The sequence below is a fragment of the Mumia sp. genome (genome assembly GCF_028803055.1).
Taxonomy (GTDB): domain Bacteria; phylum Actinomycetota; class Actinomycetes; order Propionibacteriales; family Nocardioidaceae; genus Mumia.
Genome location: NZ_JARBCJ010000058.1, coordinates 1 through 17,199, shown reverse-complemented (window position 1 = coordinate 17,199; position 17,199 = coordinate 1). Strand labels below are relative to the sequence as shown.

At 72.3% G+C, this 17,199-nt stretch carries 16 protein-coding genes; 12 read left to right on the top strand and 4 right to left on the bottom strand.

From position 1 onward, the window contains the following. Nucleotides 1-787, top strand: a 787-nt coding sequence (locus PV363_RS07720; protein WP_301022051.1) for an LCP family protein, incomplete at its 5' end; no start/stop codon positions are given. Nucleotides 788-825: 38 nt separating this feature from the next. Here PV363_RS07720 and PV363_RS07715 read toward each other — a convergent pair. From PV363_RS07715 to cofD, 3 genes are read right to left on the bottom strand one after another with little or no spacing between them, the layout of a single operon-like run. Next, on the bottom strand, nucleotides 826-1,533 hold the full coding sequence (locus PV363_RS07715) for a TIGR03089 family protein (RefSeq protein ID WP_220341888.1): 708 nt from the start codon (nucleotides 1,531-1,533) through the stop codon (nucleotides 826-828). 9 nt (nucleotides 1,534-1,542) lie between these two features. Beyond that, nucleotides 1,543-2,526, bottom strand: coding sequence for a coenzyme F420-0:L-glutamate ligase (cofE, locus tag PV363_RS07710; RefSeq protein ID WP_301022050.1), 984 nt, complete (start codon nucleotides 2,524-2,526; stop codon nucleotides 1,543-1,545). After that, nucleotides 2,523-3,500: a 2-phospho-L-lactate transferase gene (cofD, locus tag PV363_RS07705; RefSeq protein ID WP_301022049.1), complete on the bottom strand. Its 978-nt coding sequence runs from the start codon at nucleotides 3,498-3,500 to the stop codon at nucleotides 2,523-2,525. Before cofD ends, cofE begins: the two co-directional genes overlap by 4 nt. A 131-nt stretch (nucleotides 3,501-3,631) precedes the next feature. Between cofD and PV363_RS07700 the strand changes: the two genes are divergently transcribed. The 4 genes from PV363_RS07700 (at nucleotide 3,632) to PV363_RS07685 (ending at nucleotide 9,897) form a co-directional block, all read left to right on the top strand. Continuing rightward, on the top strand, nucleotides 3,632-4,966 hold the full coding sequence (locus PV363_RS07700; RefSeq protein WP_301022048.1) for a hypothetical protein: 1,335 nt from the start codon (nucleotides 3,632-3,634) through the stop codon (nucleotides 4,964-4,966). A gap of 245 nt (nucleotides 4,967-5,211) precedes the next feature. After that, entirely contained in the window at nucleotides 5,212-5,460 is a 249-nt protein-coding gene (locus tag PV363_RS07695; RefSeq protein ID WP_220341884.1) for a WhiB family transcriptional regulator, read from the top strand. Nucleotides 5,461-5,575: 115 nt separating this feature from the next. Then, nucleotides 5,576-8,386: a glycosyltransferase family 2 protein gene (locus PV363_RS07690; RefSeq protein WP_220341883.1), complete on the top strand. Its 2,811-nt coding sequence runs from the start codon at nucleotides 5,576-5,578 to the stop codon at nucleotides 8,384-8,386. Next, complete coding sequence (locus tag PV363_RS07685) at nucleotides 8,383-9,897, top strand: DUF5719 family protein (protein WP_301022047.1); 1,515 nt, start codon at nucleotides 8,383-8,385, stop codon at nucleotides 9,895-9,897. The genes PV363_RS07690 and PV363_RS07685 overlap by 4 nt, the downstream gene beginning before the upstream one ends. 4 nt (nucleotides 9,898-9,901) lie before the next feature. On the opposite strand, the gene PV363_RS07680 is transcribed toward PV363_RS07685, so the two are convergent. After that, the gene (locus PV363_RS07680) at nucleotides 9,902-10,360 is read right to left on the bottom strand and encodes a metallopeptidase family protein (protein ID WP_220345233.1); all 459 of its coding nucleotides are present in this window, start codon (nucleotides 10,358-10,360) and stop codon (nucleotides 9,902-9,904) included. A gap of 118 nt (nucleotides 10,361-10,478) precedes the next feature. Between PV363_RS07680 and PV363_RS07675 the strand changes: the two genes are divergently transcribed. From PV363_RS07675 to mtrB, 7 genes are all read left to right on the top strand, one after another. Then, nucleotides 10,479-10,823: a DUF3499 domain-containing protein gene (locus tag PV363_RS07675; protein WP_220341880.1), complete on the top strand. Its 345-nt coding sequence runs from the start codon at nucleotides 10,479-10,481 to the stop codon at nucleotides 10,821-10,823. Between the two features lie 2 nt (nucleotides 10,824-10,825). Then, complete coding sequence (locus tag PV363_RS07670) at nucleotides 10,826-12,217, top strand: phosphomannomutase/phosphoglucomutase (protein WP_220365029.1); 1,392 nt, start codon at nucleotides 10,826-10,828, stop codon at nucleotides 12,215-12,217. Next, nucleotides 12,214-12,387, top strand: coding sequence for a Trm112 family protein (locus tag PV363_RS07665; RefSeq protein WP_220341878.1), 174 nt, complete (start codon nucleotides 12,214-12,216; stop codon nucleotides 12,385-12,387). Before PV363_RS07670 ends, PV363_RS07665 begins: the two co-directional genes overlap by 4 nt. A 19-nt stretch (nucleotides 12,388-12,406) precedes the next feature. Continuing rightward, nucleotides 12,407-13,417: an SIS domain-containing protein gene (locus tag PV363_RS07660; RefSeq protein ID WP_301022046.1), complete on the top strand. Its 1,011-nt coding sequence runs from the start codon at nucleotides 12,407-12,409 to the stop codon at nucleotides 13,415-13,417. A 93-nt stretch (nucleotides 13,418-13,510) separates the two neighbouring features. Continuing rightward, nucleotides 13,511-14,941, top strand: coding sequence for an adenosylhomocysteinase (gene ahcY / locus PV363_RS07655; protein WP_220341876.1), 1,431 nt, complete (start codon nucleotides 13,511-13,513; stop codon nucleotides 14,939-14,941). A 52-nt stretch (nucleotides 14,942-14,993) separates the two neighbouring features. Beyond that, nucleotides 14,994-15,704: an MtrAB system response regulator MtrA gene (mtrA, locus tag PV363_RS07650; RefSeq protein ID WP_301022052.1), complete on the top strand. Its 711-nt coding sequence runs from the start codon at nucleotides 14,994-14,996 to the stop codon at nucleotides 15,702-15,704. A 5-nt stretch (nucleotides 15,705-15,709) separates the two neighbouring features. Further along, the coding region (mtrB, locus tag PV363_RS07645; protein ID WP_301022045.1) for an MtrAB system histidine kinase MtrB at nucleotides 15,710-17,199 on the top strand (1,490 nt) is incomplete at its 3' end.

Genomic DNA, 17,199 nt, shown 5'->3' with positions numbered 1-17,199 from the left:
CCCGATGCATGACGAGTTCCCGGACGGCTTCGACTGCGAGGGCTGCTACCTCAACAGCGTGAACACCTGGGCCGACGGCCACCCCGAGATCTTCGGCGGCAAGGGGCACGAGGGCATCGCCGCCACGGAGGCGGCGATCGAGGAGATCACGGGGCTCGAGATCAGCTATCACGTGCTGGTCAACATGAAGGGCTTCGCCTCCCTCGTCGACGCCGTCGGTGGGGTGAAGGTCCGGGTCCGCGAGCGCACCGCCATCGGCGGCATCGGCTCGCCGATCACCGGCTGGATACGCAAGGGCAGGCAGGTCCTCGACGGCAAGCAGGCGCTCTGGTACGCCCGCAGCCGCGTGCAGAACTCCGACTACTCACGGATGGCACGGCAGAAGTGCCTGATGAACGCGATGCTCCAGCAGCTCGACCCCAACACGGTGCTGCTCAAGGCGACGGGCATCGCCGAGTCGAGCAAGCGGATGCTCAGCACCGACATCCCCGCCGGTGAGCTCGACACCTTCGTCGACCTCGCGCTCAAGGCGCGGGGTGCGAAGATCTCGACGGTCTCTCTGGTGCCGCCCCAGGTCGACACGGGTGATCCGGACTTCGGCAAGATCCGGAAGATGGTGTCGAAGGCGGTGAAGCGCTCCGAGGACGGGGCCGGCGAGTCCGGCGGCGGCTCCGCCACCAAGGCCGGGTCGTCCGGTCGCCCAGCGGTGACGAAGACCGGGGGCGACCCTGCTGCCGAGCGAGCGGCCCGGGCGAACCAGGCCGAGGACCTGGCGGACGCCTGCTGACGATCACGCGTCGGTCGGCCCGGTGGCCTGCGTGCCTGTCAGCCGACGGTGACCCGCTCGGTCTCGGCGATCGCCGCGATGCGGTCGGCGTCGGACTCCGGCGAGCGCGAGCGAACGAGCACCAGCGAGCCCTTGGCGTGAAGGGCCCCGAGGATCGCGGGCATCAACGCCGCGGTGTCGCGGTCTCCCACCAGCAGCACGCGGGCGCCGTCGGGGTAGCGGTCGGCGGAGTCGGCGACCAGGTCGGCGTGCGTGACGATGCCGTCGGCGTCGCGAACCGCGACGGAGGAGCTGCGCGGCGGGTAGTACGCAGTGAACCGGTCGCCGTGCCCGCCCACGTCAGCGTTGTAGTCGATCACCCCTGGCGGCAGCGGTGACGTGAAACGGCCCCCGAGAGGACGCAGCGACAGCGCGACGATGTCGTCGGCGTCGCCGGCCACCTCGAGCGTCGCCGGGTCGACGACCACGACGGGGTGGCCGGGCTCGAGGCTGACCGCAGACCCGACCACCCAGACCGCGAGCAGCCACACGACGGTCTCCCAGTGGATCGGGAGGAGCACCCCGACGGTGCTCTCGTCGTCGGCACCCAGGGTGTCCTGCAGCATGTTCGCCGTCTTGGCCACCCAGTTCATCGTGGTCGTCAGGCTCAGCTCGGTGCGCTCACCGGTCTCGAGGTCGTAGAACGTCACCACGGGCCGTGACGGATCGGCTCGAGCGGCACTCGTGAGGAGGTCGGCGATGGTCACGCAGCCACCTTAACGGCCCGCGGTGAGCGTGGTCCTCACCTCGACCTCGACCTCCAGACGGTACGCGGCGGCACCGATGCGCAGGCGCTCGGCGACACGTCCGGCCTCGACCATGGCGGCCGCGCCGCCACCGAGGGGCGTCACGTGGAAGGTGCCCTCGGCGTGCGTGACGGCGACAAGGTCCTCGTCGGGGGCCGCGAGCTCGTGGACGCGGTCGGCCGCGCCGTCGCCGGCGGGGGAGAAGCCCGCGGGCCGACTCTCGGTCAGCACCGCCTCGACCGCGTCACGGGCGCCCAGGCCGAAAAGGTCCTCGTCCTCGGGGCGAAGGAGGTCGCGCGCCCCGGTGCCGGCCGTCGTCCAGTGGTCCCCGACCCAGTGACGCGGGAGGCCGCGGACGACCACGAACGGGGTGTTGCTCGTCTTCCCGGCGACCAGCTCCGCCGCGCCGGCGATCTCGTCGGCGACCGCGGGCTCGGTCACGTGCAGGGCGTTGCCGTAGGAGTCCTGCGTACCCGACAGCGAGTTCATCACCTTCAGACCCGCGCTCCCGATCGCGATGTCGGTCTGCCCGCGCCGCCAGGCCCGGCCCGCGGTGTCGGAGAGCACCAGGCCGATCTCCACCCCTGCCCGCCGCCGGAGCGCCCGCCAGAGGTCGTACGCCGTCGCGTCGGGGTCGTCCGGCAGTGTCAGGACCGTGCCCGGCGTGGTGTTGCTGGCGTCGACGCCGGCCGCGGCCATCGTGAGGCCCGCGCGGTTGCGCACGATGCGGGTCGAACCGCGGCGCGCGACCACGCGGACGGTCTCGCGCTCGATCACGGTCTCGCGGTCCCCGGTCGTCACGAGGCCGAGTGCCTTGCTGACGACCTTGCTCGTCACCACGACGACGTCACCGTCGCGGAGCGGCTCGTCGAGACGGCCGAGGAGGAGGTCGACGAGGTCGTCGCCCGGCCGCACCTCGCGCACGCCGGTGACCGGCCACAGCGTGAGGCTCATCGGGCGACGCCGACCTCACGTGCGAGAGCGAGCGCGTCGGCGGCGAGCGTGCGGGTGGTCTCGGCGTCGGACATGTAGAGCGGCACCGCGCGGGCGACGAGGCCTGCCTCCTCGAGCGGGCCGAGCTGGTCGGCGTCACCGGTGTCGACGAGCCAGCCGTCGAGCACGCCACCGGTCTTACGGGCGCCGTAGCGGACCCCCACGGCGCCGGCGCTCACACCGACGCCGAGCGCGGTGAGCAGCTGGTCGGCCATGCCTCGCACCGCACCGCCGGCGATGATGGGGGAGATGCCGATCACGGGGGCACGGGTGGTCCGGAGCGCGTCCGAGACACCGGCCACGGCGAGGATCGGCCCCACCGACACGACGGGGTTCGACGGCGGGACAAGGACCACGTCGGCGTCCATGACCGCCTCGATCACACCGGGGGCCGGCTTGGCCTCCTCGATGCCGATCATGACGACGTCGTGGGCGGGTACGGCGGCTCGGAGGCGCACCCAGTACTCCTGGAAGTGGATCGCGCGGCGCTGACCCTCGTTCTCGACGACGACGTGGGTCTCCACCCGGTCGTCGGTCATGGGGAGCAGCGTGACACCGGGTTGCCACCGCACGCAGAGCGCGCGGGTGACGTCGCTGAGCGGGTAGCCCGCCTGCAGCATCTGCGTACGCACGAGGTGGGTGGCGACGTCACGGTCGCCGAGCCCGAACCAGGTGGGTTGCGCGCCGTACGCGGCGAGCTCCTCCTTGACGCTCCAGGTCTCGTCGGACCGGCCCCAGCGGCGCTCCTCGTCGATCCCGCCGCCGAGGGTGTACATCAGCGTGTCGAGGTCGGGGCAGACCTTCAGTCCGAAGAGCCACAGGTCGTCGGCGGTGTTGCCGACGACGGTGACCTCGGCCTCGTCGCCTACCTCGTCGAGCAGGCCGCGGACGAACGCGGCGCCGCCGATACCTCCGGACAGAACGGTGATCATCATGCGGACATTCTCCCTGTCCGGTCCTGATCCGACGCACTCCCGGCCGGACGAATGGACTGTCTCGTGCGTAGGGTAGGTCCGTTCGTTGGGCCAGGGCACGACCCTGCGCCCGATCCAGGAGATGGGGATCTGTGTTCGACTCACTACGCAAGTACCGCGACATCTTCTCGTACGCGTTGCTGGGGATCGTTGCCGCGACGTTGCTGGCGCACTTCATCGCGCTGCTCGACGACCGCGGCTGGGGTTCCTGGGCGAACGCCGCCCTCAACCCGGGCCTCGTGCTGGTCACCGCCCTCGCCGTCGCGATCGCCGCACCGCGCAAGGACGACCTGAGCTCGGGAGCGCGCACGATCACGATCGCCGCGATCGCGGTGCTCGGGGTGAGCATCGCGCTCGGCCTGTGGGGGCTCATCAAGGCGCTCAGCGAGGACCTCTACCCCAACAAGGCGTCCTTCACGATCCTCGTGCTGGCGACACTGGCGCTCAACGGCCTCGTGATCTTCGCTGCCGTCACCCTTCTCCGCGAGCTGCCTGCTCCGGCGCGCGCGCCGAAGCACCAGCAGGCGTGGGGCGGCCAGCAGCAGGGGCCGTGGGGGCAGCCGCAGGGCGGCCAGCAGGGCTGGCCCGCGCAGCAGCAGCCGCAGCCTCAGCAGTGGGCCGACCAGGGTGGCTGGCCGCAGCAGGGCCTCCCGCAGCAGCAGAGCCCGCAGGCGCCTCAGCCGCAGCAGCAGAGCTGGCAGGGGTACGGAGCGGGCGCGGCAGGTGCCGCCGCCGCCGGCTACGGTGCGGCCGAGGCCGCGCAGCACTCGCCCTCGTGGGGCACCCCCTCGTACCAGGCGCCCGAGGCGCCCGCCCCCGAGGAGCCGGCCGAGCAGTCCACGGCGGTGTGGACCCCGCCGGCTGAGGAGCCCTCGACCGATCTACGGTCGCAGAGCCCGGGCCAGGAGCAGCCGGCCTCGGCGTGGGGGGCGCAGCCGCCCGAGCAGCAGCCGAACGCCGACTGGGGAAGCAGCGCACCGGACGCCGGATGGGGGCGTGACTCGCAGTGGTCGCCGCCCGAGCAGCCGATCCCGAGCACGTGGGCACAGCCGGCGACCGAGCAGCCGACGTGGCAGCCGCCCAGCGAGTACGGATCGACCTGGCCGCAGCCGCCGCAGCCGCCGCAGCCCGAGCAGCAGTCCTATACGCCGCCTGAGCAGCCTGCCCAGCCGACGTGGCAGGGCGAGGGTGGCGGATGGGGCAGCTCGTCCCCCTCGACGGGTTGGTCCGCTCCCACGACTGAGCCCGAGGGCGATCAGCCGGTCGCACGCCTCGGAAACGCCACGTTCGATGCTGTTCCCGAGAAGGACGCGACGTACGAGGCAGGGACGTCGACTGGCGAGTCGTCGGACAAGCCGACCGACGGCGAGGACGGTGGCGACGAGCCTCGTTCCTCGTCCTGGTGGACGCCCGGAAGCGGCTCCTGATCCATCTCGGAGCTTGACGAAGGCCCGTACCACGGATGGTGCGGGCCTTCGCATTAGCACTACTCGGCTTGACGGATGGGTATTGACAGGCTTGTAATTTCACTAGTGTCGTCCTCTTGGACGGCTCAGGTGCACGATCGGGACTCTCACGAGCGACGATCACGGTCCACGAGGGGTCGAGGACTGGCGCCGGGGCCGGGGGCGGTACGGACCACGGGGACTATCAGGGGCAGGAGGCGAGACTGATGGAGGACATCTTCCATGCAGACGCCGAGGAGATGGGCTGGCAGGATCGCGCCCTGTGTGCGCAGACCGATCCAGAGGCGTTCTTCCCGGAGAAGGGCGGCTCGACACGCGAGGCGAAGCGGGTCTGCCTGACCTGCGACGTGCGTGGCGAGTGCCTCGAGTACGCGCTGCAGAACGACGAACGGTTCGGGATCTGGGGCGGACTCTCCGAGCGCGAGCGTCGCAAGCTCAAGAAGCACGCGATCTAAGTCGCCGCGGGGCCGGTCCACGACCGGCCCGCGGACGACGCCCGGCGAGCGCCGTCGCGCCAGGGCTGGACCGGCCCGGTGAGCGCGCTGGCGTCATGGCTAGACTCGCCCACCTATGATCGAAGGCGTCGAAGAGGGCTTGGTTCCCTCCCGTGACTGGACCGCCTCGCCCCCCAGCGTCACCGCCGTCATCGTGTGCCGCAACGGCGCGCGGTGGCTCCCTCAGGTTCTCGACTCGCTGGCATCCCTGTCCCACCTCCCGACCGCGGTCGTCGCGGTCGACGTGGCCTCCACGGACGAGACGCGCGAGATCCTCGCCCGTTACCTGCACCCCGCATCGATCAGGACCGCCCCGGCCGGCACCGGCTTCGGTGACGCCGTCCGTGTCGCCCTCGACGGCGCCCAGCCGACCGAGTGGGTGTGGCTGCTCCACGACGACTCGTCGCCCGGCCCGGATGCTCTCGCCCACCTGCTCGACCAGGCGACCCAGTCCGAGCGCATCGGCATCGTCGGGCCGAAGCTCCGCGAGTGGCCGTCGCTCAAGCGCCTGCTCGAGGTCGGTGTGTCGATCACCGGCACCGGGTCACGCGAGACCGGACTCGAGCGCGGTGAGCCGGACCAGGGCCAGCACGACCGCCCACGCGACGTCCTCGCGGTCAGCACGGCCGGCATGCTCGTCCGCCGCCGCGTCCTCGACGACCTCGGCGGGTTCGACCCGAAGCTCCCCCTCTACTTCGACGACGTCGACCTCGGCTGGCGTGCCGCGCGGCGCGGCTACCGCGTCCGCGTGGTCCCGAAGTCGGTCTTCTTCCATGTGGAGGCGAGCGCGACCGGCGTACGCCGAGGCTCTCTCTCCCGGCGCCCACGGCGCGATGCGAGACGGGCGGCGACCTACACGTTGCTGGCCAACGCCAGCCGAGCCGGTTTCTGGTGGCAGTCGGTGCGGCTGCTCCTCGGCACCTTCTTGCGGGCGCTCGCGCTCCTCGTCGCCAAGGCTCCGCGCGAGGCCGTCGACGAGATCCTCGGAGTCCTGACGGTCTACACGCGCCCGACCACGATGATCTCGGCGCGCCGCCGTCGCAACGCCGCCGCGCGGGTCGACGAGAAGACCGTGCGCGAGACGCTGCTGCCGCCACCGCTGATGCCGTACCGCCACGGTCTCGACGCCGTGGGCGAGCTGGTCAACACGCTGGTCGGGCCCGCGCCCGAGATGACGGGGCGTCGCGCAGCGGTCGAGGCCCGCCCGGAGGACGAGGACGACGCGCTGCCCGTCAGCGGGTCCTTCCTGTCGCGCCACCCGTGGGCCGCAACGGTCCTGCTCCTCCTCCTCGTCTCGCTGGTCGCGGCACGGTCGGTGATCGGCCCTGGACTGCTGGCCGGCGGCGCGCTGCTGCCCGCACCGGACGGCACCGGCGACTGGTGGTCGTTCTTCGTCTCCGGCTCCCACGACGTCAGCATCGGCAGCGACGTGCCGGCTCCGGGCTACCTGGTCCCCCTCGCCCTCCTCGGCACCCTGCTCGGAGGCAACGCCGACCTCGCGGTCTCGATCGTCGTCCTCGCCGGCGCGGTCCTCGCCGCGCTCACCGCGCACCGCCTCGCCCGGAGGCTGTTCGTCTCACCGGGCGTGCGGTTGTGGTGGGGAGTGACGTACGGCGTGCTCGTCGCGACGTCCGGCGCGGTCGCCCAGGGCCGCATCGGGACGGTGGTCGCCCTGGCCGCCGTGCCGGCGATCGTGAACTCGGCCTACCTGCTGATGACCCGCCCCAAGGTCACCGACGGGCTCCGGCTCGGCCTGTGGCTCACGCTGGCGACCGCCTTCGCGCCGCTGGCCTACCTGCTGACCGCCGTGCCGCTGCTGCTCGCCGGTGCGCTGCTCCTGCGTCGCCGTGGGTGGCCGAGCATCAGCACCGCGCTCGTCCTGCCGTGGCTCCTGCTCGGCTCGTGGATGTGGCGACGAGCCCTCGACCCCGGCGCCTGGTGGTGGGAGGCGGGACGGGCCGACGCCCACGTGGGTCCGCTCGACCCTCCGACGTGGCAGCTCGCGCTCGGGCACGCCGGCGGTCCCGGCGCCGCGACCTACGCAACGGGCGCGCTGGTCGTCCTCGGCCTCCTCGCCCTTCTTCGTAGCGAGCGTCGCGGTCCCGTCCTCGTCGCGTGGGCCGCGGGCCTGTGGGGGCTGGCGTGGGCGAGCCTGGGGGCCGGGTCGCGCTTCACCGACGGCATCTCGACCGGCCCGGCCTGGGTCGGTGTCCCCGCGACGCTGTGGGTCGCCGCCCTCGCCGCCGCAGCGGGCATGGCGGCCGACGGGCTGAGCGACCGCTGGTCCGGCCGGCCGTTGCGCCGGCGGGTCCTCGCGGTCGGCACCGCGCTCGCGATCGCCGGACCGCTCCTCGCGACCGGGTGGTGGGTGGTACGCGGCGTCGACGACCCCCTCGAACGCGGTGCGGTCGACCAGGTCCCCGCGTATCTGGCGTCCCGGGCGAAGGACGGCGCCTCCACGCTCGTCCTGAGCGGGTCGCGCGAGGAAGGCGTGACCCAGCAGGTCTACTCCGGCGACGGGATGCGGCTCGGTGACGAGGCGGTGCTGCCGGGACCGGAGGCCTTCGGTCCCCTCGACGCCGACGTGCGACAGCTCTTGTCCAACCCGTCGACCGGTGTGCTCGAGCGGCTCGGCGCGTACGGCATCGAGGCGATCTACGTCCCCGCGCCGGCCGATCCCGACCTCGTCGACGCACTCGAGGTCGCACCAGGGCTCGAGCCCTCCGGAGGGCCCGAGGGCTCACGGGTCTGGACCTTCACGACGACGGGGGAGCCGCGGGCCCTCCCGGACTCCGCCACCCGTCCGCTGATCGCGTGGGTCCAGCTGGGTCTTCTCGTCGTCGTCGTCATCGCGGCGGCGCCGGGACGGACGAGGGAGGTGCGATGAGCCCGCGGAAGTCCAAGCGCAAGGCCGGCGGCCGCCGCGTCAAGGACCAGGTCGTCGAGACCACCTCGGCGGCACTCGCCCTCGGTGCACAGTCGGGACGGCTGGTGATCGGGGCGATCGTCGTCGCGGCGCTGCTGCTGGTCGTCGGGGAGATCCGTACCGCGTCGTCGGGGGAGTCCCCCGAGCCGCCGTCGGAGCAGCGTGTCAGCGCGCTCGCGTACGGGTGCCCGGCCTTCCTCCAGTCCCGTACCGCCTCGCCGACCACCGTCGCGGTCGCCTCCCTCCCGGGTGAGAAGCGCGACGGTGGATCACGCACGGTCGTCCGGCTCCCCGGGGGCGATCCTGTCGCCGGCCTCGCCGATGCGCCGCGCGGGACGTGGGCGACGGCGTCGGCCGGACGTGGGACCCGCGCCGTTCTTGTCGACGCCGCGGGCGCCCAGGCGCCCGGCACCGTCGCGTACTCGGCCTCCAGGGCGTCGCTCGCCGACGGCGGGGGTCTCGCGGTGGCGGCCTGTCCGCGCCCGGCGCCCGAGCGCTGGTTCGTCGGTGCCGGGAGCACGCCTCAGCGCAGCACCGCGCTCGTGCTGACGAACACGTCGAGCTCGCGGGGTGTCGTGGACCTGACCCTGTACGGCGACGGTGGACCGATCGAGGGGGTCGGCACCCGCGGGATCGTGGTCGACGCCGGCAGCGCTCGGGTGCTCCGGCTCACCCAGCTCACCTCGGACGACTCCGAGCTCGCCGTCCGCGCGGTCGTCCGCCGGGGAGCGGTGGCCGTCGGCGCGGTCGACATCGCGGCGGGTGCTTCTCCGGGCAGCGAGTTCCTTCCCGGATCGGCGCTTCCCGCGACCGACCAGACCGTGGCCGGAGTGCCGGCGCAGCGTGGCTCGCGGACGCTGCTCATCGCCAACCCCTCGGACCGGACGGCCACCGTAGGCCTCTCGATCGCGACGAACGACGGCGTCTTCACCCCCTCGGGTCTGGAGTCCGTCGACGCCGCTCCCCAGTCGGTGACCTCGGTGACGCTTCCCGCCGACATCAGCCCTCGGGCGTACGCGGTGCGACTCGCCTCGGACGTTCCCGTCACCGCGTCGGTCCGCACCCGCTCCGGGCGGGACCACGCCTACTCCGTCGCCGCGGTGCCGTGGCAGGGGACCGCGGCGATGCCCGTCCAGATCGGCTCGTCGTTGCGACCCGGCGGCTCCGCGCTCGTGGTGAGCGCCGACGGCGACCGTCCTGCGGCGCTGACGGTGACCGCTCACGCGGAGGACGGCTCCGAGCTCGGCACGGCCGACGTCAAGGCGCCGGCAGGGACGACGACGTCGCTCGACCCGTTCGGCTCCGGCGGCGTCGGTGTCGCCGCCGGCAAGGTGTCGTACCTGACGATCGAGACGACGAGCGGCTCGGTGCGGGCGGCCGCCTCGTACACCGGCGGCGGGCTCGCCGTCACGCCGTTGAATGCCGCGCCGGTCCGTGAGGCGGCTCCTGTCGTGCGGGCCGGGGCGCCCTGACCGGTCAGGCGCGCGGGTCGACCTCGTCGGGGTCGACCTGCCAGAACGCCGCGAGCTGGTCGACGAGCACGCTCAGCACCAGGTCGTCGAGCTCTGCTCGCGACGACGTCCGGTGCTGGACGGGCTGACGGAAGAGGACGACGCGCGGCCGCCCGCGGTCGGCGACGACCGTTCCGAGCGGCACCTCCTCGCGCCACCGCCGTGGCAGCACCGGGACGTCCTCGACCGCGACGTCGACCTGCTCGAGCGCCGACGAGTGCCGGGTCCGCAGGCGGGCGATCGCTCCGAGGACGGCGGTGTCGAACTGTGCCCGGCGGTCCCACGCACCTGGGACACCCTCGGGCGAGAGCGGGCCGGGCAGCGCCACCGGTCCGCGGAACCCCCGGCCGCGGCGGTCCCGCCGGCTCCCGCCGCGGGGCTCCACCAGCGGAGGGACCCGCGGATGCGAACGAGCGCTCCTCATCCCTCCTTCTATCCCGCGGGCCGACGGTGCGCAAGGACGCCGTCGGTGCGGTGCCGGACAGTCGTCGCGGCGGTGCGCCGCGTCCTGGACGGCGGATGCGGCACGCTACCCTCGCGGGGTGAGCCCCCTGCGTCGATGCACCCGCCCCGCGTGCGTGCGACCCGCCGTGGCGACGCTGACGTACGTGTACGCCGACAAGACCGCCGTGCTGGGTCCGTTGGCCGTCTACGCCGAGCCGCACAGCTACGACCTGTGCGAGAACCACGCCGAGCGCCTGTCGGCGCCCAAGGGCTGGGAGGTTCTCAGGCTCGAGATCGACCTCGCCGTCCAGGCGCCCTCACCGGACGACCTCGAGGCGCTCGCCGACGCCGTGCGCGAGGCGGCCCAGGCGCCGCCGCCGGTCGCCGGCCCCACCGAAACGACACGACGCGGGCACCTCCGCGTCCTGGGACCACAGGACTGATGATGACCCCTGACACTCTTGCCGCGCGCCTCTCTGTCCTCGTGAAGTCGTACGACGTGCGCGGCGCGTCTCCGGAGGTGCTCGACGCCGACGTGGCGAGGGCGCTCGGCGCTGCCTTCGCCGTCGAGACCGGCGCCGCCCCCGGGGACGACGGGGCTGCAGGCTCGGTCGTCATCGGCCACGACATGCGCGTCACCTCGCCCGAGCTGGCAGACGCCCTCGCCGAAGGCGTCACGAGCACCGGTGCCGACGTGGTCGCGATCGGGCTCGCGTCCACCGACATGCTCTACTACGCGTCCGGGGCGTGGGAGCTGCCGGGGATCATGGTCACCGCCAGCCACAACCCGAGCGGCGACAACGGGCTCAAGCTCTGCCGCGCCGGCGCTCGGCCGATCGGTCGCGACACCGGCCTGTCCGCCATCGCCGAGCGCGCCGTCAAGGGCGTCGACCCCGTCGTGGCGCGGGGTTCGGTCGTGGCGCGCGATGCCCTGACCGCCTACGCGCTGCGGGTCACCGAGCTGGTCTCGGTGCCCGCCGGGCCGCGGCCGCTCAAGGTCGTCGTCGACGCCGCCAACGGGATGGGCGGACTCATCGTCCCCGCCGTCTTCGCGCGCCTCGACGTCGAGCTCCACGGCCTCTACATGGACCTGGACGGCACCTTCCCCAACCACCCCGCCGACCCGCTCGACCCGGCCAACCTGGTCGACCTCCAGCGGGCGGTGCGCGAGCAGGGTGCCGATGTGGGTCTGGCCTTCGACGGCGATGCCGACCGCTGCTTCGTCGTCGACGAGCGCGGCGAGCTGGTGTCCCCGTCGGCGGTGACCGCGTTGATCGCCGCCCGCGAGCTCGCGACTCACCCCGGCGAGACGGTCCTCCACAACGTCATCACCTCGCGAGCGGTGCGGGAGGTGATCCTCGAGAGCGGCGGCACCCCTGTCCGTACCCCGGTGGGTCACTCCTTGATCAAGGCGGAGATGGCGCGCACCGGCGCCGTCTTCGGCGGCGAGCACTCCGGGCACTACTACTTCCGCGACTTCTCCCTCGCCGACTCCGGCATGCTCGCCGCGCTGCACGTGATGGCGGCGATGAACGCTGCCGGGTGCCCGTTGTCCGACGTCGTCGCGCAGTACGAGCGCTACCCGTCCTCGGGAGAGATCAACAATCGCGTCGCCGATGCCGCGGCCGTGACGGCCCGCGTGGCGGCGGCGTACGCCGAGTACGACCAGGACCGCCTCGACGGCCTCACCGTCACCGCGGACACCTGGTGGTTCAACCTCCGCAGCTCGCAGACCGAGCCGCTGCTGCGGCTCAACGTCGAGGCCGACGACGAGGCGACGCTGGCCCGCGTCCGTGACAACGTCCTCACGCTCATCCACCAGGAGGAGACCCCATGAACCTCGACCCCGCGCTGCTCGACATCCTCGTCTGCCCCCAGTGCCGCGCCACGCTCGCCGTGGACGTGGACCGCGACGAGCTGGTCTGCCACCTGTGCCGGCTCGCCTATCCGGTCCGCGACGACATCCCGGTGATGCTCGTCGGCGAGGCCCGCAGCCTGGCCGACTGACACAGGCATCGGACGAGCCGTGTTCGACGACGCGCTGCTGGATGACGAAGGCGCCCTGACGCGCGCCGACCCGGTCCTGCGTGAGCTGGCCCAGTCCGGCGCGCGGGTCAGGATGGACACCCACACCGCGGCGGAGATCGTCGCGTCGCTCGCGCACGACGACGACCAGCGTCCTCGGGCGGTCGTCGCCGCAGGTCCGGCCGCCCGCCTGCTGCGCGCCGTGCTCGAGCCCGTGTGCCCCGTGCCGTTCGTCGCCTGGCCCGGGCCCGGCCTGCCCGGATGGGCAGGCAACCTCGACCTGGTCGTCGCGCTGGGTGCTCCCGACGGTCAGGCGGCCCACTCGACGGCCGCCGAGGCCGTACGCCGGGGGTGCCCGATGCTGCTCGTCACCGCGGCGACCTCTCCGCTCGCCGAGGTCGGCGCCTCTCGCTGGACGACCCTGCTGCCGACCGCGACCTCCGACGGGCTGACGTCGTCGGTCGTGGCTCTCCAGGCCCTCGCTGCGCTCGGGCTCGCCCCGGCCGTCGACGCCGACGAGGTGGCAGCGGCGCTCGACACGGTGGCGGTCGAATGCTCGCCGTTCCACGACCTCGGTTCCAACCGGGCCAAGCAGCTCGCGTCAGGGCTCGGTGACACGGTCCCGCTGGTGTGGGGCGGCAGCGTCCTCGCGGCACGGGCCGCGCGCCGGTGGGCGGAGGGGCTGCGTCGGGTCTCCGCGCGCCCGGCTCTCGCGGCGGAGGCCGACGACCTGGTCGCGGTGCTGCAGGCCAGCCCGCGCCGGGACGTGTTCGCCGACCCCTTCGAGGACCCGGTCGAAGGCGCCTCCCCGTACCTCGTGCTGCTCGACGACCAGGTCGACGCGCCGACGGTGCGGGTCGACCGGGGCCGCGTCCTGGGTGCGGCGCAGAGCCAAGGGGTGCGGCACGACGAGGTGGCGTCGGTCGGGGGCGGGGAGGTGGCGCGGTATGCCTCGCTGGTGGCAATCGGCGGCTACGCGGCGGCGTACCTCGCGGTCGGTCTCGGACGATGAGCGGCGGCGCGGCGTCGTAGCCTGCGGAGATCGGTGACCCGGCACATCGACACGGTGGCCCGGATGCTTCACCAGCCTGGCTACGATGGAGGAATGGACTTTTCGGTTGCTGATCTGACCCTGGCCGACCGCGGCCGCACGGAGATCACCCTTGCAGAGCACGAGATGCCCGGCCTCATGGCGATGCGGGCGCGCTACGGCGACAGCAAGCCGCTCGCAGGGGCCCGCATCGCGGGGTCGCTGCACATGACGGTGCAGACCGCCGTCCTCATCGAGACCCTCGTCGATCTCGGCGCCGACGTGCGCTGGGCCAGCTGCAACATCTTCTCGACGCAGGACGAGGCCGCTGCCGCGGTCGTCGTCGGTCGGAGCGGCACGGTCGACGACCCGCAGGGCGTCCCGGTGTTCGCCTGGAAGGGCGAGACCCTCGCCGAGTACTGGGACCTCGCCGAGCAGATGCTCGTCTGGCCCGGTGACGAGACCCCCAACATGATCCTCGACGACGGCGGCGACGCGACCCTCCTGCTGCACCTCGGCGTGGAGTACGAGAAGGCCGGCGAGGTGCCGTCCCCGGACACCACCGACAACGCCGAGCTCAAGGAGGTCCTTCGGGTCCTCGGTCGCAGCATGGAGTCCGACCCGCAGCGCTGGACCCGTATCGGCAACAGCGTCCAGGGCGTCACCGAGGAGACGACGACGGGAGTGCTGCGGCTGTACGAGCGCTTCAAGGAGGGCACGCTCCTCTTCCCGGCGATCAACGTCAACGACTCGGTCACCAAGTCGAAGTTCGACAACAAGTACGGCTGCCGCCACTCGCTCATCGACGGCATCAACCGTGCGACCGACGTGCTCATCGGCGGCAAGGTCGCGGTCGTCTGCGGCTACGGCGACGTCGGCAAGGGCTGCGCCGACTCGCTGCGTGGCCAGGGTGCGCGCGTCATCGTGACCGAGATCGACCCCATCTGCGCGCTGCAGGCGGCGATGGACGGCTACCAGGTCGCGCGCCTGGACTCGGTGATCGAGCACGCCGACATCGTCATCACCGCGACCGGCAACAAGGACGTCGTGACCGCCGAGCAGATCGGTCGCATGAAGCACCAGGCGATCCTCGGCAACATCGGCCACTTCGACAACGAGATCGACATGGCCGGGCTGGCGGCGACGCCCGGGGTGAAGCACAAGAACGTCAAGCCGCAGGTCGACCTGTGGACGGTGCCGAGCGGCAGCACCGTGATCGTGCTGAGCGAGGGGCGCCTGCTCAACCTCGGCAACGCGACGGGCCACCCGTCGTTCGTCATGTCCAACTCGTTCACCAACCAGGTGCTGGCGCAGATCGAGCTCTTCACCAAGAACGAGGAGTACCCGGTGGGTGTCTACACGCTGCCGAAGCACCTCGACGAGGAGGTCGCGCGTCTGCACCTCGATGCGCTGGGCGTGGAGCTCACCGAGCTCAGCGAGGACCAGGCGAGCTATCTCGGCGTCCCGGTGAGCGGACCCTACAAGTCCGACCACTATCGCTACTGAGCCTTCGGCGGAGGAGACACACGTGGACGGCAACGGCGCTGTCAGGGAGCCGGTGGTCAATGACGACCAACCGGCCCCTGCCCGGTACGGCGGCAAGATCCTCGTGGTCGACGACGACCGTGCGCTGGCGGAGATGTTGACGATCGTCCTGCGCGCGGAGGGCTTCGACACGGCGGTGGCCTCCACGGGCACCGCCGCCATCGAGGTGTTCCACAGCTACCAGCCGGACCTGGTGCTGCTCGACGTCATGCTGCCGGGCATGAACGGCATCGACGTCGCCAAGGTGATCCGGGCCGAGTCTGGTGTGCCGATCGTCATGCTCACGGCCAAGAGCGACACCGTCGACGTCGTCCTCGGGCTCGAATCGGGTGCCGACGACTACGTGGTGAAGCCGTTCAAGCCCAAGGAGCTCGTCGCCCGGGTCCCCGCGCGGACCCGGGTCCACCACCAGCCCCACCCCGAGGGTCGTGCCGGCGGTGACCTGGAGATCGACGTCCGCGGTCACGTGGTCCGTCGGGGTTCCCAGGAGCTGTCGCTCACCCCGCTGGAGTTCGACCTGCTGGTCTGCCTGGCACGCAGCCCGCGGCAGGTCTTCACCCGTGAGGTGCTCCTGGAGCGGGTGTGGGGCTACCGGCACGCGGCCGACACCAGGCTCGTCAACGTGCACGTCCAACGACTGCGCTCGAAGGTCGAGCCCGATCCCGACAACCCGACGGTCGTCGTCACGGTCCGCGGGGTCGGCTACAAGGCCGGGAGCTCCTGACGGCCATGGCGCGACGGGCGCCGAGGTGGCTGCGTCGAGGGCTGCTGCGGGTGCGCAACGCGTTGTTGCCCGCGGTGTCGCTGTGGCGACGGTCCATCCAGGCCCGGGTCGTCATCACGACGATGGTGATCAGCGCGCTGGTCATCGGCGGCGTCGGCTGGCTCATGCTCCAAGGTGTCGCCGACGGCATGGTCGAGGCGCGGCGCAACGTCGCGCTCTCGGAGGCCCGCGCCGGGTTCAGCGCCGCCCAGCAGACGCTCGACGTGAGCGCGATCTCCGACGCCTCGGCCGAGACCGACGTGCTGCGCACCCTCGTCACCGACCTGGCGTCGCGGTCGGGCTCGCCGCCGTCCTACCAGGTCCTGCTCGAGGGTCCGCTCGACGGGACGGGCAACGCCGACGCCGCCGTCGTCTCGTCGTCGGGCATCGCGTCGCAGAGCATCCCCGACGACCTGGCGCGCTCGGTCGCGGCCGGTGACGGTGTCGCGTACACCTTCAGCCGCATGCAGGTCGACGGCAGCGACGAGGAGTCGGCGGCCATCCTCGTGGGTGACGTGCTCCGGATGCCCGACGGCACCCAGTCCTACGCGTTGTACTACGCCTTCCCGATGGCAGACCAGGCTCGGACGCTGGCGCTGGTGCGCAACTCGCTGCTGTACGCAGGGCTGGCGCTGGTCCTGCTGTCCTCCGGGGTCGCGTGGCTGGTGACGCGGCAGGTCGTCACGCCTGTGCGGCTGGCGCGCCGGATCGCCGAGCGGCTGGCCGACGGCCGGCTCGAGGAGCGGATGGTGGTGCGTGGCGAGGACGACATCGCCCGCCTGTCGTTCTCGTTCAACCGGATGGCTGAGAGCCTCCAACGGCAGATCCGGCAGCTGGAGGAGCTGTCGCGGTTGCAGCACCGTTTTGTCTCCGACGTCTCGCACGAGCTCCGTACGCCCGTCGCGACCGTCCGGATGGCTGCGGATCTCCTCTACGACAACCGCGAGCACTACGATCCAGCGTCCCAGCGCTCCGCCGAGCTGCTCCAGGCAGAGCTCGACCGCTTCGAGTCCCTGCTCGCGGATCTGCTGGAGATCAGCCGCTTCGACGCCGGCGCCGCGCGGCTCGAGGTCGACGCGGTCGATCTGGTGGAGCTCGTCGAGGGAGTGTGCGTCCACTACCGCCCGCTCGCCGAGCGGCACGGTGTCGAGCTGAGCGTCGTCAACCGCGACGGTCCAGCCGTGGTCGAGGCCGACGTGCGGCGTATCGAGCGGATCGTCCGCAACCTCGTCGCGAACGCGATCCACTACTCGGGCTCGGACCGCGTGGAGCTGATCGTCGCCCACGGCCCCACCAGCGCGGCGATCGCCGTGCGCGACTACGGCGTCGGGCTGGAGCCCGGCCAGTCGCAGCTGGTGTTCAACCGGTTCTGGCGCGCGGACCCGGCCCGCGCCCGCACCACCGGCGGCACCGGCCTGGGGCTGGCGATCGCCCTCGAGGACACCCACCTGCACGG